A 21,405-nucleotide genomic window follows, 5' to 3' on the forward strand; every position below is an offset into this window, starting at 1 on the left:
AACGGGTTCCGGTTTTGGCTCAGGCTTCGGCTCTGGCTTTGGTTCCGGTTTGGGTTCAGGCTTCGGCTCCGGCTTGGGTTCGGGCTTGGGTTCGGGCTTGGGTTTTGGTTCCGGTTTCGGGGCTGGTTTGGGTTCTTCTTTCGGTTCAGGCTTTGGCAACGCCTTGGTCGGGGCGGCAGAGAATTCATCCACCGTCACGACTTCAACCGAAATGGACTGCAAATCCAGCGGTGTTTCATCAAACAGATCCGGCAAGCCAAGCCACGCCACCAAAAACAGCGCAGCATGCAAACCAAGCGATATGAGAGCATAACGCAGCATAATTCGATTACGAATCCCGTGCCGGCAGTTCCGCGATCAACGCCACCTTGGTAAAGCCGGCATCCTTGATCAGCCCCATGACTTCCATCACACGGCCATAGTCAATTGACTTGTCCCCACGTACGAAGATGCGGGTATCGGCCTTGTTGTCGGTAATGGCCGCCAGCTTTTCGGTCAGGGTGTCCTGCGCGATTTCACTATCCATGATGTAGATCGTGCCTTCGGCCGAAACTGACACCACCAGCGGTTCGTCCTGCCCGGTCATCGGCGCGGCACTGGTTTCTGGCAGATCAACCTCGACACCGACCGTCATCAAGGGGGCCGCGACCATGAAGATCACGAGCAGCACCAGCATGACATCAACCATCGGCGTGACGTTGATGTCACTCATTGCGGCGCGCCGGTTACCCCGACGACCGCGACGGCGTCCTCCGCCTGATTTGGCAAGTTGAGCGCCCATGATCAGTCTCTCGTGTCGTCAAGTTGGCGCGAAAGGATCGAGGAGAACTCGTCCACGAAAGCTTCAAGGCGATTGCTGTAACGGTTCAGGTCACTGGAAATCTTGTTATAGGCAACCACCGCCGGAATAGCGGCAACAAGGCCCATGGCGGTTGCAAAAAGCGCCTCGGCAATACCCGGTGCGACAACAGCCAATGACGTGTTCTTGGATGCGGCAATCGACTGGAACGACACCATGATGCCCCAGACGGTGCCGAACAGACCAACAAACGGTGCGGTCGAACCGACAGATGCCAGGAACGTCATGTAGCGTTCAACCCGGTCCATTTCACGGCCGAGTGTGATTTCCATGGATTTTTCAAGGCGCTGCTGAAGGCGGGCACGCATGGTATCACCATGGACACCCTTTGCGTTCGAACGACGCCATTCACGCATGGCCGAAACAAAGATGGCTGACATCGGATCGCGCGGCTGATCGGCGATGCGATCATAGAGATCTTCAAGCGATCCGCCCGACCAGAAGGCTTCTTCGAAAGTGTGGGCCTGCGCACGCAATTTGCGCAGCCGCAGGACTTTCTCGATCACAATTGCCCAAACCCAGACAGAAGCCAGCAAAAGCCCGATCATCACAGATTTGACGACAAGCCCAGCCTGCATGAACAGTCCCCATAAAGACATGTCATGCGCCATGACCGACTGCCCCAGCGTTACCGCGTCGACCACTTGATTTTCCATATTCCCGTCAGTCCTTTGTCACATCAAGACATCGATTAAATACTGTTCTTAGTTCATCAGGCAGGCGTTGTGCCCGAAGTTCTTCCAACGACATGCAGGCGAGATAAATCTCGATCACCACCAGTTCTTCGCCATCACGCATGATCTTTTGTTCAAAACCAAGCGATGCGCCCCCAAGCTTGATCACCCGGCTTTCAACCGTCAGACGATCTTCCAACTGTGCGGCACGTCGAAAGTCGAGCGTACAGTGTCGAACGGCTATGGCAACTTTGTGGCGTTCTGCAACATTTCGATTGGTAAAGCCCAACAGGTTAAGCATCGCTGAACGTGCACGTTCAGCGAATGCCAGATAATTGGCGTGATAGACGATGCCGCCTGCATCCGTATCTTCGTAATAAACAATAAGCGGATAGATGTGCTTATTGCCGTCAAGCCATCCCAAAAGGGCATCATGATCTTTTTGTGACATCAGGAATCGTCCCCCGCCTGCCCGTCAAACAGATCGGAAAGCGGCATCCCGCCCGCTTCGCGCGGCGGCGTCAGACCGAGATGCTTAAAGCCCTTAACACCCAGCATGCGCCCGCGCGGCGTTCGCTGGATCAGGCCTTGTTGCAGCAAATACGGCTCAATGACGTCTTCGATGGTATCGCGTTCTTCAGACAGGGCCGCGGCAAGCGTGTCGACACCAACGGGACCGCCGCCATAGTTGCTGGCGATACAATTAAGGTAACGCCGGTCCTGACTATCAAGACCAAGATTATCGACCTCAAGCCGGGTCAGGGCCGCATCGGCAATAAATTTATCGACCGGGGATTTTTCCGCCACCGCGGCAAAATCACGCACACGGCGCAACAGGCGACCGGCGATACGCGGGGTGCCACGCGACCGGCGGGCAATTTCCATCGCCCCTTCTTCGGTCATGTCGAAATTCAGAAGCCGCGCGCCACGGGCAACGATGCTGACCAGTTCTTCGGGCTCATAGAACCGCAAACGCAACGGGATACCGAAACGATCACGAAGCGGGGTGGTCAGAAGGCCCGAACGGGTCGTGGCCCCGACAAGGGTGAAGGGCGGCAAGTCAATCCGCACCGAACGGGCTGCGGGTCCCTCGCCGATGATCAGATCAAGCTGGAAGTCTTCCATCGCCGGATAAAGGATTTCCTCCACCGCAGGGTTCAGACGATGGATTTCGTCAATAAACAAAACATCGCGCGGCTGCAGGTTGGTCAGAAGGGCTGCCAGATCCCCGGCCTTGGCAATCACCGGGCCGGATGTTGCGCGAAAGCCGACACCGAGTTCACTGGCAACGATTTGCGAAAGTGTGGTTTTCCCCAAGCCGGGCGGACCAAAGAACAGGACATGGTCCATGGCTTCTTCGCGGGCACTGGCGGCCTTGATGAAAACATCAAGGTTTTCGCGCACTTCTTTCTGGCCGGTAAAATCATCAAGCCGACGGGGACGCAGCGATCCATCCTGTTGGTCTTCTTCGCGACGCTCGCCACTGAGCAGACGGTCTTCTTCTTCGCTCACGCGCTAAGCTCCTTTAGTCCCAGACGGATCAGGGTATCGATCGACTTGTCGTCACCTGCCTGCTGTGCAGCCTTGCCCACCGCACCAAACGCCTCGGAGCGGCCATAACCGAGATTGACCAATGCCGATACTGCGTCTGCCAAAACGACGCTATCATCCACAACAGGGTCTGCCGGGGCTGTGTCGGCGCTCACATCTGGTGCGGGTTTGGCTGATTTCTTGGATTTTGCGGCTGGCTTTGCGTCTTCGACGGCGGGGGCCGCAGGGGCTGCAACCGGGCCAAGGTTCAGTTTTGCGGCCTTGTCTTTCAATTCGCCAACGATGCGGGTTGCGACCTTTGGCCCGATACCCGGTGCGCGGCAAAGTGCCGTGGTGTCTTGGGCCGCCAGCGCACGCAGAAGATCAGTCGGGGTCAAAACAGACAACAGCGCCAGCGCGACCTTGGCGCCCACACCTTGCACGGTGGTCAGCAAGGCAAACCATTGCTTTTCGGCATTGTCGGCAAAACCATAAAGATGAATGTGATCTTCGCGAACATGGGTTTCGATCATCAGCCCGGCATCCCCGCCCTTGGGCGGCAGCATGGAAAGGGTGCGGCGCGATGCAAAGACCAGATACCCGACACCGTTCACATCAATGATAACGCTGTCTTCGCCGATGAAATCCACAATTCCGCGCAGTTTGGCGATCACCTGTATTTTCTCCCGTTTCGTGTTGGGTGCGTTGCCATCGAATTGGCAAGCGACCGGTTTCCGGCATGTTGCGCGTGGCAGATGGCAACGGCAAGGGCGTCCGCCGCATCCGGCCCGACGATCTCACATCCCGGCAGCAGGGTCGAAACCATCATTTCGACCTGCTGTTTGGCAGCATGCCCTGCGCCAACAACAGTCTTTTTGACGGCATTGGGTGTATATTCCGTTACCGGGATGCCGTTACGCGCCGGCGCAAGCAAGGCCACCCCGCGTGCCTGCCCCAGTTTCAGGGTCGAAACCGGGTTCTTGTTCACAAAGGTTTCCTCGACCGCGGCTTCATCAGGCGTCCAGAGCTTGATGACTTCGATCAGGCCGGTATGGAGCTGATCGAGACGTTCGGCAAGGGTCAGGGATTGGGTGGATGTCACCACACCATTGGCGACATGACGCATGCGGTTATTGTCGAGGTCAATGACACCCCAACCGGTTCGTTGCAGACCGGGATCAATCCCGAGCACTCTGACCACTACTTCCCCCAAAAGAAAACCGGATTGCAGATACAAAACACCCGCCATTCAAAAGCGAAAGGCGGGTGTTGGCAAATGTTAATTAGTTGTCGAGACCAGCAACGATTTCGTCTGTCCAGTTAACGTTGGTCCAAACATTCTGGACGTCGTCGTTATCTTCAAGGACATCGACAAGCTTCATGATGCTTTGTGCCTGATCGACGGTAATGTCAGCCTCGGTAGTCGCCCGGAAGACCATTTTTGCGCTTTCCGGATCGCCGAATTTTTCGGTCAGGGCTTCACGCACAGCGTTGAGTTCTTCGAGTTCGGTATCGATGATGTGGTTTGCTTCATCAGATTCCGCGTTGGCAGCACCGGCCTCAAGGGCCGCTTCGAAGATTTCGTCGGCATCGGCCTTGTCGGCCGGATAGACGATTTCGCCCAGACGGTTGAACATGAAACCAACCGACCCGGTTTCACCAAGGTTGCCACCATGTTTTGTGAAGGCCGCACGAACTTCGGAAGCGGTCCGGTTACGGTTATCGGTCAGTGCTTCAACAATGACGGCGACACCTGCAGTGCCATAACCCTCGTAACGGACTTCTTCGTAGTTATCGCCCTCGCCCGCACCGGTCGCCTTTTTGATGGCACGATCGATGTTATCCTTGGGCATGTTCTGAGCACGCGCTGCAGCAATCGCCGCACGCAGGCGCGGGTTGCTATCGACGTCTTCGCTGATTTTCGCCGCAACGGTAATTTCGCGCGCGAGTTTGGTGAAGATCTTGGCGCGCTTTTTGTCCTGCGCACCTTTGCGGTGCATGATGTTTTTAAATTGGGAATGGCCGGCCATAACCTAAAACCTGTAGTCATTGAACTTGTGTTGGAACGGTATCGGGAGATACCACGCCGGTCATACGGGCCTTCCCTGACAGACCAGCCCGCCCGGGCATGTGCAAGCTGTGCATTCACATCTGCGACATACGCGAACGAAAATTTCGACAGCTCCTATATCCTGTTTGCCGTGCAAGGTCCAGCCATGCTTGCCAACTCACCGGGATCACAGGCAGCACCGGGCGACGGGAACGCAGCAAACCCTGTTTGGGTTCCCGGCCTATCCCGGGATAGTTCGCCCCTATACGCGGATAGATGTTGCAGACCTCATGATATTCTTTCATTAATGTTATTTGTCATAGATATTAAACTAAAGAAGAATACTCTCAGGGGGCCGGAACTGACGCCGAACGCGGGACAACACATGATCCTGTGGTGCCAGAAACAACCGGAATGGACAAAGAAGCCATACGGAAACAGCCAGGAAACAAAGGTTAGATAGAATGGGAACTAAATTCGGGGTCCAAAGCAAGCTTCTGATATCATTTGCTTTGGTAGGACTAATGGCGGTTATTTCTGCCATCGTCGGTGCGGTATCCTTCAACCAATTCGGCAATGCGCTGAGCACAATCACAGAAGAAAAGCTTCCGCCGATTGCCGCGGCACAGTCACTTGCGACCGGAAGTGCCGAGATTGTTGCGATTGCGCCACGTATCGTGGCCGCAACCAATCCGGAAGAAGAAACTGCGATCAATGACGAACTTGCGGTGCGCCTGGACGAACTTTCCGTGCTGATCGAGGAAATCGAGGCTACCGGCTTTATGCCGGCTGTGATCGCAAGCATCAATGATAACCGCGCCCTGCTCGAGGATAACCTTCGTCAGCTTCACGAAGTGACCCAGGAACGCTTCCAGATCAGCAACGAAAAGTCTGATAAACTCGATGAGTTCCAAAGTCATGCCAAGCGTTATGCCGACACCCTGAAGCCGCTGCTGTCCTATACCCAGAACGACATGGCCCAGGGCACCGAATACGCTTCGTCCTTTGAAGACGATCCGTCAAAAAAATTCAGTACCGACAAGACAGAAATTCTAGAGGCTTTCCAGAAGTTCGCGTCAGCGATCGAGACACGTACTCCGATCCTCGAGATCGAACGTCTCGGTTCGTCCGCATCCAACATGATTATTTCCAGCACCACGGAAACCCAGGCCGTCCGCCTGTCGATCATTCCGGTGCGCATCCGCGGCGTTTATGCCGACGCGCTGAGCAAGCTTGATACGCTTGACAATGACCGCCTCAAGGCCTTTTACGTCGACCTGATTGGCAAGATGCAGAAGCTTTCAGTTGGTGAAGGCAGCCTGCCGGACCTTCGCAAACGTGAGCTTGAGACGACTGAAAGAAGTCAAGCACTTGTCGTACAAAGTGGCGAATACGCCAATGCCATGCGTAACAGCGTTGCCGAACTGGTTGCCGGTCTGAATGCAGAAGTTGACGAGGCCGCCGCCCAGGCAAAAGTTGTCGAGAAACAAAGCCTGACCGCCCTGTTTGTCGTCGCAGTTGCAGCGATCATCATCTCGCTTGCGATCTATGTACTGTATGTGCGTGGCAACGTTCTGCGCCGTCTTGGCAGCCTGCAGAAAACCATGGTTCAGCTTGCAGATGGCAACCTTGATGTCGTCGTCCCCTCCAAGGGCAAAGACGAAATCAGCGCCATGGGCCGTGCGGTTGATGTCTTTAAGGACAACGCGCTTAAGGTTCAAGCCATGCAGGCGGAAGAAGAACGCCTTAACCGTGAACGCAATGAAGCGCTTCGTGATGAATTGCTGACGCTGGCTGATACCCTGCAAAACGAAGTCGAAAGTGCCGTGAATGAAATCGCGGCCCTTGGCGATCAGCTTCAGGGGGTATCGGGCCAGATGACGTCGAGCGCGGAACTGGTTTCAGGCCAGACCGAAGACGTTGCGAGCTCTGCACAGGAAGCAACCGGCAATGTCGAAACGGTTGCAGCCGCGACCGAACAGCTGTCGGCATCGAATGCGGAAATCAACCGTCAGATGGCGGAATCGACCCGCATTTCAAGCGAAGCTTCCAGCCGTGCACAGGAAACCAACGAACTGGTTCACAGCCTGTCGCAGTCTGCAGATCGTATTGGCGAAGTGATCGCCCTGATCACCGACATCGCAGAACAGACCAACTTGCTTGCACTTAACGCGACCATCGAGGCCGCCCGTGCTGGCGATGCTGGCAAGGGCTTTGCGGTTGTTGCCGCAGAGGTCAAAAACCTTGCTAACCAGACTGAAAAAGCCACCGAGGAGATTTCTGGCCAGATTTCTGGCATCCAGAAAGCGACCGGTGAGTCTGTGAACGCAATCGGCGATATCGGCCGCATCATTGAAAACATCAATGAAATCGCGACCACTATCTCCGCTGCGGTTGAGGAACAAGGTGCAGCAACAGACGAAATCACGCGCAATGTGCGTGGTGCGGCTGATCGCACACGTTCCGTTTCGGCCTCGATCACGGAAGTTGCCAACGAAACCAGCAAGACCGGTGAACTTTCTGGTCAGGTTCTGGCAACTGCGCAGGATGCCTCACAGAAGGTTGAAAACCTTCGCTCGCGGATTAACGGCATTCTTGATGATCTGCGCCAACAGGCAAATGAGCGCGCAGCGTCCTGATCCTGCCAGACGTACTTTTAAAAAGGCCCGCCAATGGCGGGCCTTTTTTTTGCATCCGTCCACGGGCGAGATATTCAATAACGACCGCCTTACCCAAAATCAAAACGCAACCGTCGTAAGGCGCAATCTTGGGCCAATACCTGGTCATATACAGATGTACAGGTTGGTTTGAAAAGCCATGATCGCGGCGGCGATACTGTGCTATATCTGCTTCTAATGATAAAAAATCAGGCCCCACTTTAATCACCCTTGATCCTGTTCGGGGCAGGACATGGGTATCCCCAAAATGTGGCTTGGCAGGGAACAGACGTTCAAACGACGCATGTATACGCGTCGGCACGAGGCCGTGTTGACGCTTGGCTCTTTGGTCTACGGGGTAAGATAAATTATGGGTTTTAGTATCAAGCGCGGCACCAAGCCGTCTTCGCCAAAAAAGAAATCCACAGACAAAGCAAAAAAATCCAATAAAGCAGGACTCGGCGTTCGTGAAAAATTGGCAGGTGCCTTCTTTCTTGTCGGTCTGATTGCAATTCTGGCTGCGGCCGTATCGGTCTTCTCATTTACAAAATTCGGCAACCAGCTTGACAAGATTGCCTATGAGCAGCTTCCGCCCATGTTTGCCGCGCAGCAGCTTGCGACGACCAGCGCAAAGATTGTGGCATCCGCACCACGTATTGTTGCTGCCTCAACCATCGAGGAAGAACAGGCCGTCAAAGCCGACCTTGATGTGATGCTGGCAACCTTGCAAGAAAACCTTGCGGTCCTCGACGAGTCCGGTCTTCCGCAAGAAACTCTTGCGGTGATTGAAGGCAATGGCCAGAGCCTTGCCGAAGCCCTGCAGGAACTGCACGACACGACCATAGAACGGTTTGAAGTCGCAAGCGAGCTGTCAGATTCAATCTCCAAGTTCCAGCAGCTGACCGGCAAGTACAACTCGATGATCCAGCCGATCCTTTCGGCATCCCAGACCAACATCACCTCGATCACCAGCCAGGTTCAAGAGCTGCGTCAGGCGGGTGCCTTCATGACCGAGGAACAGGAAGCCTCGATCAAGGGATTGCTGTTCAAGCTTGACGAATTGATGGCAGCGCAGGCGCCGATCACCCGTCTGGCAAACAGTGGCGCGGAAATCAGTAATACGGTTCTGTCGGCCGCGTCATCGGATGACCGCATGCAGCTTCGCATCATGGGGGTTCAGGTGCGTGGTGCGGTTGGTGTTGTTGCCAACACGATTGCCGAGCTTGAAAACGCAAAACTCCGTAAGTTCTATGAGGGTCTTCTTGGCGATATCAAGAAACTGTCGATGGGGCGCAAAAGCATCTCGTCGCTGCGCAGCAAGGAACTCAAGCTTGCCGACGAACAGATCGATATCGTTGAAGACAGCGCCGAATTTGCTGCCGCCATGGAAGATGGTGTGAACATGCTTGTTGGCGATCTTCAGTCGGGCGTGGACAAATCGGCCGATGCTGCCAGCACCCTTACCCAGCAAAGCTCTGTCGTGATGTACGGGGTTGGTGGCGCTGCGATTGTCATCCCGCTTCTGATCTATCTGGTTTATGTGCGTGGCAACCTTCTGCGTCGTCTGGCCGGTCTTCAGAAATCGATGATTTCGCTGGCTGATGGTGATCTTGAAGTGGCCGTACCGTCGGCCGGAAGTGATGAAATTTCCGCCATGGGCCGCGCCGTTGACGTGTTCAAGGCCAACGCCATCAAGGTCCGTGACATGCAGGCCGAGGAAGAGCGCCTTAACCGCGAACGCAATGAGGCGCTCCGTGATGAATTGCTTACGCTTGCCGACAACCTTCAGGGTGAAGTCGAAAGTGCGGTGAATGAAATCGCGGCCCTTGCCGAACAGCTGCAAGGTGTTTCCGGTCAGATGACTGACAGCGCCGAACTTGTTTCGGGGCAGAGTGACGAAGTGTCGAAATCTGCTGACGAAGCCACCGGCAATGTTGAGACCGTTGCGTCGGCGACGGAACAGCTTTCAAGTTCGAACGCGGAAATCAACCGTCAGATGGCGGAAACCACCCGTATTTCGAACGAAGCTGCACAGCGTGCGCAGCACACCAACGAACTGGTCAACAGCCTTTCACAGTCGGCAAGCCGCATCGGCGAGGTGATCGCACTGATCACCGACATTGCCGAGCAAACCAACCTTCTGGCCCTGAACGCCACCATCGAGGCGGCCCGTGCTGGCGATGCCGGCAAGGGCTTTGCAGTTGTCGCGGCAGAGGTCAAAAACCTTGCCAACCAGACTGAAAAGGCGACTGAGGAAATCTCGGGTCAGATTACCGGTATTCAGAAAGCCACTGGTGAATCGGTCAATGCGATTGGCGAGATCGGTTCGATCATTGACAGCCTCAACGAGATTGCCACGACCATCTCGGCAGCGGTTGAGGAACAGGGTGCGGCAACCGACGAGATCACGCGCAACGTGCGTGGTGCGGCGGATCGTACCCGCGCAGTGTCAGCATCGATTGCCGAGGTTGCCAATGAAACCGGTCGTACCGGTCAGTTGTCTGGTGAAGTTCTGACCACGTCGCGTTCGGCATCCGAGAAAGTCAGCGAAATGCGCACCCGCATTTCCAGCATTCTGGATGACCTGCGCCAGCAGGCCCGTGATCGCGCGGCCTGATCCGAACCACACATCTGAAATGACAAAGGCCCGTCATCTGGCGGGCCTTTTTCTTTGGGCTAAAGATATTCAGTGCTTGTGCACTTTGCCTATGTGCTTGGCCTTATGCGCTGGGCCAGCTGCCTTTAAGGCGTCCACCGATCCGTACGGCCTCAATCCGTTTGGCGAGCCCCGTCTTGTCATCGGTTTCAACATACACACCACATACCGTGGCCGGACCATCTGCCGGTTCAAACCGGCCAGACGGCATCTTGGTGATGAATTTGCGGACCGAGTTTTCCTTTTTCATGCCGATCACGGAATCAAAGTCGCCGCACATGCCAACATCGGTCTGATAGGCCGTGCCATGTGGCAGTATCTGGGCATCAGCGGTCGGCACATGGGTGTGCGTGCCCAGAACAAGCGACGCCCGCCCGTCACAATGGTGCCCAAAGGCCATCTTTTCAGACGTGGTTTCGGCATGGAAATCAACGATCACCGCGTCAACATTCTTGCCCAGCTTGTACTTGGCAAACAGCTTGTCAGCCCCCTGGAACGGGCAGGAAAGCGGATCCATAAACAGACGGCCCATCATGTTGATGACGCAAACCTTTTTGCCCGCTTTGGTCTTGAAGACGTAATCGCCATTGCCTGGCGTGCCATCGGGGAAGTTCCAGGGGCGCAGCAGTTTTTCGTCTTCATCAATATAGGCGATGATTTCGCGCTGGTCCCAGACATGGTTGCCCGTGGTCAGGACATCGGCACCAGCAGCATAGAATTCCTTGCAGATTTTTGCCGTGACGCCAAAGCCATGGGCTGCGTTTTCGACATTCACCACCGCGATATCAACCGACAAACGGTCACGTAACATAGGGAGCGCCTCAAGCGCTGCCTTGCGACCGGATTGCCCCAGAACGTCGCCAAGATGAAGTAAACGCATTGTGCTTCCTGTATTGCGTCAGCCAGCAGGCAGACATGTTTCGTTTAATGCACCCTGCCCCGGGACGCATGACCGGCATCACGAAATGGAAAAGGGATTTTTAGGGTCATGACCCTAAGCAAAATAATCGGGAGCCACCGCTGCCGTTGGCCATTTGGTAATTCCTCGTGACCTGCGAGTGCAGGTGGGCGCCGTATAACGAGACCACGGCCTCGACAGGGACAGCTCCCTAGAGAAATGAGCATCGGCCCCGGGAATTAGCGAACCTGACGAACAGGGCAGCTCCCTTGATGCTGTGTTCTTGATCGCCGCGAACGGCGCATCGCAAACTGTCAGCGACCGGAACTTAGTCTTCGGCCGTCTGAATTTCAAGTAGATTGCGTGATTTCGGTCCTGAGTTAAAGCAGCCATGCAGCAGGCGAATAACCAGTTGATCAGTCTTTGTTCAGACGATCTGCAAGCGTTTCGATACGTTCGGCCATGCTTTCGATATTTTCTGCCAGCGCGTCGCTTTCACCAGCCGACAGGCTGCCATCTTCCGCGACCGCGCCGCCACCATTTTCAAGCTTTTCCTGCACCGTACCCAGTTCATCGGCAATCAGAAGGCTGGTCATGACCAGAAGGCGCTGTTCGCCGATCTGACCGACGGCACCTGAGATTTCCTTGACCCGTTCGTCAACATATCCGGCAAGTGCATGAATACGATCTTCCTGACCGTCGTCACATGCGATGTCATAGCTGCGACCGTTAATGCGAATGGAAACCTGTGCCATGGGTTATGCCTGCTTCTTTGCGGGTTCTTCATCAAGGACGAGTTTGAGTTGATCAACTGCACCATCAAGGCGGTTTGAAACCGTTTCGGTCGTCTGGCAAAGCCGGTCGTAATCTTCGCGGAGAGCCGAAAGTTGTCCGCGCAGGGCTTCGACTTCTGCCGTGTCAGCATTTGCGTCCTGGCTTTTGGCGTCGATCGCCGACTCCGCGACCGTTTCCAGACGTTCCAGTGCTGCTTTCAGTCGATCACTTGCCTGTTGCAACCGCGACATGACCCTACCCAAATATTTGCTGTTAACTCAAAGATTACAGACGTCAAACGTCTGCTGCGACAGTCCATATGCCAATATGACCTGTCGAAGATGTCATGATCATGGCTGATTTAACACCACAGATTCCGATCAACAACCGTTTTACCCGACTGTGTGCGAAACCAGTCTGATCGGGTGGCACGACAGCCATGCCCGAAACATAGAACTGGCGCTGCAAACAGGTCAACAGGACCCGTAATTGGCCCCGTCAATGCCCGTATGGTTAACCATAATCGCGAGAACATGGCAGATTTTCGATAGAAGCGGTTGACGTATGCCCCCTGTAAGGGCATCTTCCGCGCGAATTCCGTTAATAAATGGAAAAGTGTTTTCATCGCCCGACCGCGAAACCCCCAGGAACCGCATCACATGACGACGCAAGTAGAACACAACCGCATGGCCAATGCCATCCGCTTCCTCTCGGCAGATGCTGTCGAGAAAGCCAAATCCGGTCACCCGGGCATGCCGATGGGCATGGCAGACGTTGCGACTGTTCTTTATACCAAATTCTTGAAATTCGATCCGAAGCACCCGAACTGGCCGGACCGCGACCGTTTCATCCTGTCCGCAGGTCACGGTTCGATGCTTCTTTATTCGCTTCTGCACCTGACCGGGTATGACGATTTCGATCTCGATCAGATCAAGAATTTCCGTCAGATGGGCTATCGCACTGCGGGCCACCCGGAATATGGCCACGGCGAAGGCATTGAAACCACCACCGGCCCGCTCGGCCAGGGTATTGCGACCTCGGTCGGTTTCGCCCTTGGCGAACGCATCATGAATGCCCGCTTTGGTGACAGCGTTGTTGACCACTACACCTATGTGATTGCCGGTGACGGGTGCCTGATGGAAGGTATTTCGCAGGAAGCCATTTCGATGGCCGGTCACATGAAACTGTCGAAGCTTATCGTTCTGTTCGATGACAACGGCATTTCGATTGATGGCCCGACCTCGCTTTCGACATCGGAAGACCACAAGAAGCGCTTTGAAGCTGCTGGCTGGGACGTTCAGGAAATTGACGGCCACGATTCTGCTGCGATTGAAGCTGCCATTGCCAAGGCAAAATCCACCAACACCCCGTCGATGATTGCCTGCAAAACCGAAATCGGCTTTGGCGCACCGACCAAAGGCGGCACCGCAGCAACGCACGGCGCACCGCTTGGTGCGGAAGAACTTGCCGGCATGCGCAAGAAACTCGGCTGGGATGCCGAGCCGTTTGAAATCCCGGCAGATGTCCGGGACGCATGGCTTTCTGCTGGCGCACGCGGTGCCGAGGACTTCAATGCGTGGGGTTCACGTTTTGATGGTCTTGAAGCTGCCCTGAAAGACGAGTTCGAACGTCGTATCGAAGGCAAGCTTCCGGAAAACTGGATCGAAGCGTTCAACGACTACAAAAAGCAGATCACCGAAGAACTGCCGAAGGTCGCAACCCGCAAGGCGTCGCAGAACGTTCTTGAAGTTCTGACCAAGGCGATCCCGGAAATGATCGGCGGTTCTGCCGACCTGACCGGTTCGAACAACACCAAGACCGGCGTTCAGGCACCGATCACCGCCGACGGTGGTTATGAAGGCGCGTATATCTATTACGGTATCCGCGAACACGGCATGGCCGCGGCCATGAACGGTCTGGCGCTGCATGGTGGCGTTCTGCCCTATGGTGGCACCTTCCTGGTCTTCACCGACTATTGCCGTCCGTCGATCCGCCTTTCGGCCCTGATGAACCAGCGCGTTGTTTACGTCATGACCCATGATTCCATCGGTCTTGGCGAAGACGGCCCGACCCACCAGCCGGTCGAACATGTTGCGTCGCTGCGCGCCATGCCGAACGTGACCGTGATCCGCCCGGCCGATGCGGTTGAAACCGCCGAAGCATGGGCAATGTCGATCACCAACGAGAGTGGTCCGACCGTTCTGGCCCTCACCCGTCAGAACCTGCCGGTTCTGCGCACCGAATATCGTGACGACAACCTTGTCGCACGTGGCGGTTACGTGATTTCCGATTGCGATGGCGATCGTCAGGTCACCCTGATCGCGACCGGTTCGGAAGTCGAGATCGCGGTTGACGCGCAGGCCAAGCTGAAAGCAGACGGCATCAATGCTGCTGTTGTTTCGCTGCCGAGCTGGGAACTGTTTGACGCCCAGTCGCCGGAATACCGCAAGGACGTTCTGGGCAGCGCACCGCGCGTTGCCATCGAAGCCCTTTCGGTCTTTGGCTGGGAAAAATATGTTGGCGACAACGGCAAGGTTGTCGGCATGCACGGTTTTGGTGCCTCGGCACCTGCCCCGGTCCTTTACGAGCATTTCGGCATCACCGCCGACGCGCTGGTCAAAGCGGCCAAGGAACTGGTTTAATTTACAGGGCCGGATCGGTAACATGCCGATCCGGCCTTTTTTCTATGGGTTCTTGACCCTAAGCCGTGATTGATACTCCCCAGGTACCAATCATTATAATTTTGGAGGGATGAATGGCTATTCGCGTAGCGATTAATGGTTTTGGCCGTATCGGCCGTCTGGTTCTGCGTTCTATCGTTGAAAGCGGTCGCACCGACGTTGAAGTTGTTGCCATCAACGACCTGGGTGACGTCAACACCAACGCACATCTTCTGAAATATGATTCCGTTCATGGCGTTCTGGCCAATGACGTCAAAGCCGAAGGCGAAAACCTCGTCATCGACGGCAAGACGATCAAGGTTTGCTCTGAACGTGACCCGGCGAACCTGCCGTGGGCCGACCTTAAAGTCGACATCGCGTTTGAGTGCACCGGCATCTTCCTTGACGAAGCTGGTGCAGGCAAACACCTGACCGCAGGTGCCAAACGCGTTCTGATTTCCGCCCCGGCAAAGGGCGACATCAAGACCGTTGTTTACGGTGTTAACTCTGACAGCCTGACCGCTGATGACGTAATTGTTTCGAACGCATCCTGCACGACGAACTGCCTTGCACCGGTTGCAGATGTTCTGAACAAAACCGTTGGCATCACCAAGGGCTTCATGACCACTGTTCACGCCTTCACCGGCGACCAGAACACCGTGGACAGCCTGCATAAAGACCTGCGTCGTGCACGTGCGGCATCGCTTTCGATGATCCCGACCTCGACCGGCGCTGCAAAGGCTGTTGGTCTTGTTCTTCCGGAACTCAAAGGCAAGCTCGACGGTACCGCGATCCGTGTTCCGACCCCGAACGTCTCGATGGTTGACCTGACCTTCGTCGCTGGTCGTGACACCACCGTTGATGAAGTCAACGCAGCAATCAAGGAAGCTGCAAACGGCCCGCTGAAAGGCGTTCTTGGCGTTTGCGAAGCACCGCTGGTTTCGGTTGATTTCAACCACAACCCGAACAGCTCGACCTTTGATGCGACCCAGACCCAGGTGATGGACGGCAACTTCGTTCGTATCCTGTCCTGGTATGACAACGAGTGGGGCTTCTCCAACCGTATGAGCGACACCGCTGTCGCCATGGCGAAGTTCCTCTAAGCATCGCTTAGGTCAAAATTTTCAAGGTGCCCGAAGTTCTGCTTCGGGCACTTTTCTTTTGCGCCTCTTTCCGTCACTGTCTAGGTGACACGCCTATCAAGACAAACAGGAGCCCGGCCCGTGAGCCTTCTTTTCAAGGAACTTGATTATCGCCCGACACCGATGGGGGTATTAAGCCTGCGTCGCCGACGTGAGCTGAGCCTTGATATCGATGTCTATGAAATCAAGCTTGATGAAGAATACCTGATGTCGAGCCTGTTTACCGATGCGGAGATTGCGCTGGCCGATCTGGGGTTGGCTGAACTTGATCGCGATAACCTTGATGTGGTCGTTGGTGGCTTGGGCCTTGGCTATACCGCCAAGGCAGCGCTTGATAATCCCAAGACTGGCAAGCTGACCGTGCTTGATACCCTGCCCGAGGTAATCGAATGGCATCAGCAAGGATTGCTGCCACTGGGGGATCAGCTTTCAAACGACCCGTGTTGCGCATTGGTGCATGGGGATTTCTTTGCCGCAGCACTTTCTGATACGCCGGGCATGAACCCGGATGCGCCAGACAGCTTGCATGACGCGGTCCTTTTGGACGTTGATCATTCGCCGGGCAATGTTCTGCATGAAACCCACAAGCGCCTTTATACCAAGGAAGGTCTGGCGAAACTTGCCACCCATCTGGTGCCCGGGGGGATTTTTGCCCTGTGGTCGACCGAGATGCCCGAACCATGGTTTGAAGAGAACCTGAAATCCGCGTTTGAGACCATCCGGGCCGACGTGATTAAATTCAAACATCCGCTGATTGATCGTGAAGACATCAACACGGTCTATGTTGCGCGCACCAAGGCCTGAGCAAGCATCATGACCACCCTGCCCGACCCGATCATCCGCGTTCACGGCATCACTGGTGCCCGGTCCGCCTGCCGGGTGATGGGGGATCGTGGGTTTGCGCTGCTGTCGCCTGTTCACGCAGCCCAATCGCACGGGGCGCAATGGTTTGCCGATCTGATCACGCTTGTGCGCGAAGAATTCCCGGCATCCGACATCACAGCGATTCTTGATTGTCGCGGACGGGTTTCTGGTGCGTTGGCCGCGATTGAGCTTGGCCTTGATGCGGTGATGGTCGATCCGATGCCCGAACCGCAGTTGGAAAACCTTCGGGATATGGCAGGCCAGACAAACTGTCTGGTCATGACAGAGCTCCCGGCCAAAGATGTGATTTATCAGATGGCCGATGACCTGTTGCCCGATCATGAACTCGAGAAGCGGTTGCTTGCACATCTTGCCGGGTAGCCTTGGCAATTGCCAAAACCGGCGTCAAAGGTTACATAACACGCAGGAAATCATCAGGAATTATCATCGTGAATTCAGACGAACTTGCCGGTCTTTATCTTCTGACCCCGCCGAAATTTGACCTTGCACCCTTTGGCGAGACGCTGAAATCTGTGCTTGATACCGGTGCGGTTGATTGCCTGCAATTGCGCCTGAAGGACGTTAGCGATGATGAAATCCGCACCGCGATTGATACGATCCTGCCAATGTGCGTGGATCGTGACATTCCGCTGATCCTGAATGATCGTCCCGACATTGCCAGGAAATCGGGCTGCGATGGTGTGCATGTTGGCGAAGGTGATGCCAGCTATGACGAAGCGCGCGCCATCATGGGCGAGGAACATATTGTTGGTGTGTCATGCTATGACAGCCGCCACAAGGCGATGATCCTTGGCGAAAAGGGTGCGGACTACGTGGCATTCGGTGCATTTTATCCGACCAAGACCAAAGAAGCCAAAACCAGCGTCACGCCGGAAATCCTTGAAATCTGGACGACCTTTACCACCGTGCCCTGTGTGGCAATTGGCGGCATCACGGCAGACAATGTTGCCCCGCTGGTTCTGGCAGGTGCAGACTTCATCGCGGTAACAGGTGGTGTGTGGAACCATCCGGATGGCCCCGAAGCAGGGGCAAAGGCGATCAAGGCTGCGATTGCGGCGACCGATATCTGAACTGAATACCGGCCAACGGGAAATCATATGGCTGGCAATTGGTTGCGCCAGCCATGCGCGAATGACGGGGTGTTATGCGCGTAAACCCGGATCAATCTGCTTGCAGCAAAACACCCGAACTGGTAGGTAGACCCCCTGAAATGGGGCGCTTGCCCCTTATTGCATTGTGAATCTGTGATCTGAAAGAACGGTTTGTGCCATGAAAATCAACGGCAACGAAATCCGTCCGGGTAACCTTATCGAACATAAAGGTGCCCTGTGGCGTGCAGTAAAATGCCAGGCTGTGAAGCCGGGTAAAGGCGGTGCTTTTAACCAGGTTGAACTCAAAGACATTCGTACCGGCACCAAGCTGAACGAACGTTTCCGTGCATCGGAAACCGTAGAAAAGGTTCGCCTTGAGCAGAAAGAATACACCTACCTGTTTGCCGATGGTGACATGATCACCTTCATGGACAGCGAAACCTACGACCAGATCACAGTCAATTCCGACCTTATTGGCGACGCTGCTGTCTATCTTCAGGATGGCATGGTTGTGACCATCGAATCCTTCGAAGGGGAGCCGCTTGGCGTAACCCTGCCCGAGCATGTTGTCTTCGAAATCGTCGAAGCCGACGCCGTTGTCAAAGGTCAGACCCAGTCTTCTTCCTTCAAGCCGGCTGTTCTTGAGAACGGTGTTCGTGTGATGGTGCCCCCGCATATTGAATCGGGTACGCGCATTGTCGTGAACACGGTTGAAGGCACCTATGTCGAGCGTGCCAAGGACTAAGGGCCTCCCTTGCCCGCCGGTCCGGAAAGCGGACCTTCTTTTAATTCAAATTCCGGGAGATATGCCGTGCGAGGCGCCGCCCGTCGTTCTGCAAATATCAACGTGATGTACAAGGCTGTCGAAAAGGCAGCCTATGGACTGAAACGCGACTTCGGTGAAGTCGAAAACCTTCAGGTTTCGATGAAAGGCCCGGCAGATTTCGTATCTGCGGCTGATCACCGTGCCGAAAAACGCCTGCGTGAAGAGCTTGAGCGTGCCCGTCCGGGCTATGGCTTCCTTCTTGAAGAAGGTGGCGAGGTCAAGGGCTCCGATCCCGAGCATCGCTGGATCATTGATCCGCTTGATGGCACCACCAACTTCCTGCATGGCATCCCGCATTTTGCGATTTCGGTTGCCCTGCAAAAGGGTAACGAAATCATCGCTGGCATGATCTATGACGTTGCCAAGGATGAGTGCTTCTGGGCGGAAAAAGGCGTCGGTGCGTTCCTTGATAACCGTCGCCTGCGCGTTTCGGGCCGTCGTCGCCTGAATGAATGCGTTCTGGCCTGCGGTGTTCCGCACCTTGGCCATGGCGATCACGCGACATTTGAAAAGCAACTGCACTCGGTCATGGAACGTTGTGCCGGTGTACGCCGTATGGGGGCTGCAGCCCTTGATATGGCCTATGTTGCGGCTGGCCGTTATGACGGATACTGGGAATCTCACCTGAATGCGTGGGATATCGCAGCCGGTATTATCCTGATCTCCGAAGCGGGCGGTTACATCCGCGATGAAAAAGGCGGCACCAACATGCTGGCTACCGGCAGCGTCGTTGCAGCCAACGACTACATCCAGCCTGTGCTGGCCAAGACGCTGAAAAAGGCAATTGCGGGCTAACACACCGCTTTTGTTACTGTTTTTTGAAAGGGGCGCTTCTCAATTTGCTGAAGCGCCCCTTTTGCATTATCGGTCAAAGCGGTTGTCCATTACCTGTCTCTAAGCTATTGTGCATGGGACTATGCGGTCTGAATACAGGCCCATAGACAACAGGGGGGCATTCCGAAGGTTAGCGGGTGCCTAATGATCGACACAAAACTGTGTGAAATAGAATAGCGTTACCAAAACGATTTCAAACACAGGGTATTAAGGGGCCTGCGATTTGATGATGGGGTATTCCAAGATTTCGGTGCTTGCGATGACGGCCGCACTGGGAACAACCGTGTTCTTTGGGGCAAACGCATCCGCGCAACAATACTCCCCCGTTTCGGTTGATAACAGCGTTCAGGTAAACTGGGACGTGGCAGATGGCTATGGCGGACAACCGACCGTGCCACAATATCTGTCCCCGACTGTTTCACGCGATCACATCGTCGTGCCCGGCGGTGATCTGATTTTCCCGGAAAGCAAACCAAAATCGACCTTCCTGGCTTCGGATCAGTTTGCCAGTGCCGCTGGCGCAGGCGACTATGACGGCGGCTTTGAAACGGTTGTCATTGATGGATCAGGTGGTGGCAACGCCTTCCCCACCCAGTCAGAATTTTATGGCGTACCGGGCGTTGCGGCGCCATCACCGTCTGCGGCACAGGCTCAGGCAATGATGGATGACGGCGCAAATCAGACCATCGTGTTGAACCAGCCGGAACCAACCGCCGCACCGCGCAGCAAACCGGCAGCCCCCGCCACCAGCGAAAGCAGCGCTGCGGCACCTACCCCGCTGACGAAACTGGCACCTGCACCGGAGCCAACGCCAAGCGTCGCGGAACCAGCGCCTGAAGCAACATCATCGCCAGCGCCGGTGACCGAAACAGCAGAAGAACAAAGCGTTCCGACGGCCCCGGCCGCGCCAGAGATTGCGCCGATTGCAGATGCACCTGAACCGCCTGCTGCACCGGCACCTGACACCACCCAGCCCGCAACCGAGCTGGCCGACACTGCAGAGCCTGTGACCGAACAGGCTGCGCCGCCAGCACCTTCGGCCGAAGAAGCAGCCATTCCGCCGGAAACCGCACCGGAACCAATGCCTGCTGCCGGATCTGATGAATACAGCCTTGGTTTTGCGGCTGAAAGCTTTGAGCTTAGCGACGCCGCCAAGCGCCAGCTTGACAGCGTGATTGCAACCATGGGTCAGGATGAAAACCTGCGCATCCAGTTGCAGGCATACGCACAAGGCGATGGATCAAACGCATCCAAGGCGCGTCGCCTGTCGCTGTCGCGCGCGCTTCAGGTACGTTCCTATCTCATTGACCGGGGTGTGCGCTCCACGCGCATTGATGTTCGCGCTCTTGGTGCGAATGTTCCGTCCGGCCCCGCCGATCGCGTCGATATCAAAACCGTTCAACGCTAGGATTAATCCGTTATGAGCAGCAATTCGGCAAATGGCACGGGATCTCTCCCGCCCATTACCAAACCCGGAAGTTATCTGACACGCATGGCAATCTTCGTTGCCATTATTGCCGGGGTTGGCGCCCTGTTGTACCCGGCCCTGTCTGATGCCTTTATGGCCAATGCTGTTCTCAATGGCCTGATCCTGGGCGTGTTTGTCGTCGGCGTCATTTACACGTTCCGCATGGCCGCAAGCCTGTCACCGGAAGTCACCTGGATCGAGGATTTCCGGCGTTCCCGCCCGGGTCTGACATCACAGGTTCCGCCAAAACTTCTGGCCCCGATGGCCAGCATGATGGCCGAACAGCGCCGTGACCGGCCGCAGCTTTCGACGACGTCGACCCGGACGATCCTTGATTCGATCCGTTCCCGACTGGATGAAAGCCGCGAATTGTCGCGCTATGTCGTTGGCCTTCTGGTGTT

The 21,405-nt window shown here is 55.5% G+C and carries 20 protein-coding genes, 1 other RNA gene and 2 pseudogenes; 11 read left to right on the forward strand and 12 right to left on the reverse strand.

Annotation, left to right across the window (positions count from 1 at the left end):
• From B2R48_RS00960 to B2R48_RS00995, 8 genes and pseudogenes are all read right to left on the reverse strand, one after another.
• Nucleotides 1-321: pseudogene (locus B2R48_RS00960) on the reverse strand (energy transducer TonB); the annotation flags it as partial.
• A gap of 7 nt (nt 322-328) precedes the next feature.
• Nucleotides 329-781: a protein TolR gene (gene tolR, locus B2R48_RS00965; protein ID WP_062957716.1), complete on the reverse strand. Its 453-nt coding sequence runs from the start codon at nt 779-781 to the stop codon at nt 329-331.
• A gap of 2 nt (nt 782-783) precedes the next feature.
• Nucleotides 784-1,515 carry a protein TolQ gene (gene tolQ, locus B2R48_RS00970; RefSeq protein ID WP_062957715.1) on the reverse strand — a complete coding sequence of 244 codons (732 nt, stop codon included), beginning with the start codon at nt 1,513-1,515 and terminating at the stop codon, nt 784-786.
• A 7-nt stretch (nt 1,516-1,522) separates the two neighbouring features.
• Nucleotides 1,523-1,984, reverse strand: coding sequence for a YbgC/FadM family acyl-CoA thioesterase (locus B2R48_RS00975; protein ID WP_296996697.1), 462 nt, complete (start codon nt 1,982-1,984; stop codon nt 1,523-1,525).
• Entirely contained in the window at nt 1,984-3,045 is a 1,062-nt protein-coding gene (gene ruvB, locus B2R48_RS00980) for a Holliday junction branch migration DNA helicase RuvB (RefSeq protein WP_213472585.1), read from the reverse strand. Before ruvB ends, B2R48_RS00975 begins: the two co-directional genes overlap by 1 nt.
• Nucleotides 3,042-3,737: a Holliday junction branch migration protein RuvA gene (gene ruvA / locus B2R48_RS00985; protein ID WP_296996706.1), complete on the reverse strand. Its 696-nt coding sequence runs from the start codon at nt 3,735-3,737 to the stop codon at nt 3,042-3,044. The genes ruvB and ruvA overlap by 4 nt, the downstream gene beginning before the upstream one ends.
• Complete coding sequence (gene ruvC, locus B2R48_RS00990; RefSeq protein WP_213472581.1) at nt 3,734-4,312, reverse strand: crossover junction endodeoxyribonuclease RuvC; 579 nt, start codon at nt 4,310-4,312, stop codon at nt 3,734-3,736. Before ruvC ends, ruvA begins: the two co-directional genes overlap by 4 nt.
• Nucleotides 4,313-4,346: 34 nt before the next feature.
• A complete protein-coding gene (locus B2R48_RS00995; protein ID WP_296996711.1) occupies nt 4,347-5,093 on the reverse strand; it encodes a YebC/PmpR family DNA-binding transcriptional regulator in 747 nt (248 codons plus the stop codon).
• A gap of 484 nt (nt 5,094-5,577) precedes the next feature.
• Here B2R48_RS00995 and B2R48_RS01000 point away from each other — a divergent pair, with 484 nt between their 5' ends.
• The gene (locus B2R48_RS01000; RefSeq protein ID WP_296996713.1) at nt 5,578-7,752 is read left to right on the forward strand and encodes a HAMP domain-containing methyl-accepting chemotaxis protein; all 2,175 of its coding nucleotides are present in this window, start codon (nt 5,578-5,580) and stop codon (nt 7,750-7,752) included.
• 388 nt (nt 7,753-8,140) lie between these two features.
• On the forward strand, nt 8,141-10,387 hold the full coding sequence (locus B2R48_RS01005) for a methyl-accepting chemotaxis protein (RefSeq protein WP_296996718.1): 2,247 nt from the start codon (nt 8,141-8,143) through the stop codon (nt 10,385-10,387).
• A 103-nt stretch (nt 10,388-10,490) separates the two neighbouring features.
• Here B2R48_RS01005 and B2R48_RS01010 read toward each other — a convergent pair whose 3' ends face one another.
• The 4 genes from B2R48_RS01010 to B2R48_RS01025 all read right to left on the reverse strand — a co-directional run bounded on the left by B2R48_RS01010 (nt 10,491) and on the right by B2R48_RS01025 (nt 12,349).
• Complete coding sequence (locus B2R48_RS01010) at nt 10,491-11,306, reverse strand: TIGR00282 family metallophosphoesterase (RefSeq protein WP_296996721.1); 816 nt, start codon at nt 11,304-11,306, stop codon at nt 10,491-10,493.
• A 127-nt stretch (nt 11,307-11,433) separates the two neighbouring features.
• A non-coding RNA gene (gene ssrS, locus B2R48_RS01015) (6S RNA) lies at nt 11,434-11,594 on the reverse strand.
• 146 nt (nt 11,595-11,740) lie between these two features.
• Entirely contained in the window at nt 11,741-12,079 is a 339-nt protein-coding gene (locus B2R48_RS01020; RefSeq protein WP_296996724.1) for a cell division protein ZapA, read from the reverse strand.
• A 3-nt stretch (nt 12,080-12,082) separates the two neighbouring features.
• Entirely contained in the window at nt 12,083-12,349 is a 267-nt protein-coding gene (locus B2R48_RS01025) for a hypothetical protein (protein ID WP_062957704.1), read from the reverse strand.
• 408 nt (nt 12,350-12,757) lie between these two features.
• Here B2R48_RS01025 and tkt point away from each other — a divergent pair, with 408 nt between their 5' ends.
• From tkt to B2R48_RS01070, 9 genes and pseudogenes are all read left to right on the forward strand, one after another.
• Nucleotides 12,758-14,740, forward strand: coding sequence for a transketolase (tkt, locus tag B2R48_RS01030; RefSeq protein ID WP_296996732.1), 1,983 nt, complete (start codon nt 12,758-12,760; stop codon nt 14,738-14,740).
• Nucleotides 14,741-14,853: 113 nt separating this feature from the next.
• On the forward strand, nt 14,854-15,861 hold the full coding sequence (gene gap, locus B2R48_RS01035) for a type I glyceraldehyde-3-phosphate dehydrogenase (RefSeq protein WP_296996735.1): 1,008 nt from the start codon (nt 14,854-14,856) through the stop codon (nt 15,859-15,861).
• Nucleotides 15,862-15,981: 120 nt separating this feature from the next.
• Entirely contained in the window at nt 15,982-16,704 is a 723-nt protein-coding gene (locus B2R48_RS01040; protein ID WP_296996738.1) for a spermidine synthase, read from the forward strand.
• Nucleotides 16,705-16,713: 9 nt separating this feature from the next.
• Nucleotides 16,714-17,145: a hypothetical protein gene (locus B2R48_RS01045; protein WP_296996741.1), complete on the forward strand. Its 432-nt coding sequence runs from the start codon at nt 16,714-16,716 to the stop codon at nt 17,143-17,145.
• Nucleotides 17,146-17,213: 68 nt separating this feature from the next.
• Complete coding sequence (gene thiE, locus B2R48_RS01050) at nt 17,214-17,855, forward strand: thiamine phosphate synthase (protein ID WP_296996743.1); 642 nt, start codon at nt 17,214-17,216, stop codon at nt 17,853-17,855.
• 199 nt (nt 17,856-18,054) lie between these two features.
• Nucleotides 18,055-18,621 carry an elongation factor P gene (gene efp / locus B2R48_RS01055; RefSeq protein ID WP_062957699.1) on the forward strand — a complete coding sequence of 189 codons (567 nt, stop codon included), beginning with the start codon at nt 18,055-18,057 and terminating at the stop codon, nt 18,619-18,621.
• Nucleotides 18,622-18,687: 66 nt separating this feature from the next.
• The gene (locus B2R48_RS01060) at nt 18,688-19,497 is read left to right on the forward strand and encodes an inositol monophosphatase family protein (RefSeq protein WP_296996752.1); all 810 of its coding nucleotides are present in this window, start codon (nt 18,688-18,690) and stop codon (nt 19,495-19,497) included.
• A 265-nt stretch (nt 19,498-19,762) separates the two neighbouring features.
• Complete coding sequence (locus B2R48_RS01065) at nt 19,763-20,944, forward strand: OmpA family protein (protein ID WP_296996755.1); 1,182 nt, start codon at nt 19,763-19,765, stop codon at nt 20,942-20,944.
• Nucleotides 20,945-20,956: 12 nt separating this feature from the next.
• Nucleotides 20,957-21,405 (forward strand): annotated as a pseudogene (locus B2R48_RS01070) (flagellar motor protein MotA); the annotation flags it as partial.

It is taken from the genome of Thalassospira sp. UBA848 (assembly GCF_002295455.1).
Lineage (GTDB): Bacteria > Pseudomonadota > Alphaproteobacteria > Rhodospirillales > Thalassospiraceae > Thalassospira.

Excerpts from the sequence above, each read along its gene's own strand:
- B2R48_RS01065 (WP_296996755.1), top strand. The coding sequence starts at position 19,763 with ATGATGGGGTATTCCAAGATTTCGGTGCTTGCGATGACGGCCGCACTG.
- gap (WP_296996735.1), top strand. The coding sequence starts at position 14,854 with ATGGCTATTCGCGTAGCGATTAATGGTTTTGGCCGTATCGGCCGTCTG.
- B2R48_RS01045 (WP_296996741.1), top strand. The coding sequence starts at position 16,714 with ATGACCACCCTGCCCGACCCGATCATCCGCGTTCACGGCATCACTGGT.
- B2R48_RS01005 (WP_296996718.1), top strand. The coding sequence starts at position 8,141 with ATGGGTTTTAGTATCAAGCGCGGCACCAAGCCGTCTTCGCCAAAAAAG.
- B2R48_RS00995 (WP_296996711.1), bottom strand. The coding sequence starts at position 5,093 with ATGGCCGGCCATTCCCAATTTAAAAACATCATGCACCGCAAAGGTGCG.
- B2R48_RS01020 (WP_296996724.1), bottom strand. The coding sequence starts at position 12,079 with ATGGCACAGGTTTCCATTCGCATTAACGGTCGCAGCTATGACATCGCA.
- B2R48_RS01010 (WP_296996721.1), bottom strand. The coding sequence starts at position 11,306 with ATGCGTTTACTTCATCTTGGCGACGTTCTGGGGCAATCCGGTCGCAAG.
- tolR (WP_062957716.1), bottom strand. The coding sequence starts at position 781 with ATGGGCGCTCAACTTGCCAAATCAGGCGGAGGACGCCGTCGCGGTCGT.
- B2R48_RS00975 (WP_296996697.1), bottom strand. The coding sequence starts at position 1,984 with ATGTCACAAAAAGATCATGATGCCCTTTTGGGATGGCTTGACGGCAAT.
- ruvC (WP_213472581.1), bottom strand. The coding sequence starts at position 4,312 with ATGGCGGGTGTTTTGTATCTGCAATCCGGTTTTCTTTTGGGGGAAGTA.
- B2R48_RS01025 (WP_062957704.1), bottom strand. The coding sequence starts at position 12,349 with ATGTCGCGGTTGCAACAGGCAAGTGATCGACTGAAAGCAGCACTGGAA.
- efp (WP_062957699.1), top strand. The coding sequence starts at position 18,055 with ATGAAAATCAACGGCAACGAAATCCGTCCGGGTAACCTTATCGAACAT.
- tolQ (WP_062957715.1), bottom strand. The coding sequence starts at position 1,515 with ATGGAAAATCAAGTGGTCGACGCGGTAACGCTGGGGCAGTCGGTCATG.
- B2R48_RS01000 (WP_296996713.1), top strand. The coding sequence starts at position 5,578 with ATGGGAACTAAATTCGGGGTCCAAAGCAAGCTTCTGATATCATTTGCT.
- tkt (WP_296996732.1), top strand. The coding sequence starts at position 12,758 with ATGACGACGCAAGTAGAACACAACCGCATGGCCAATGCCATCCGCTTC.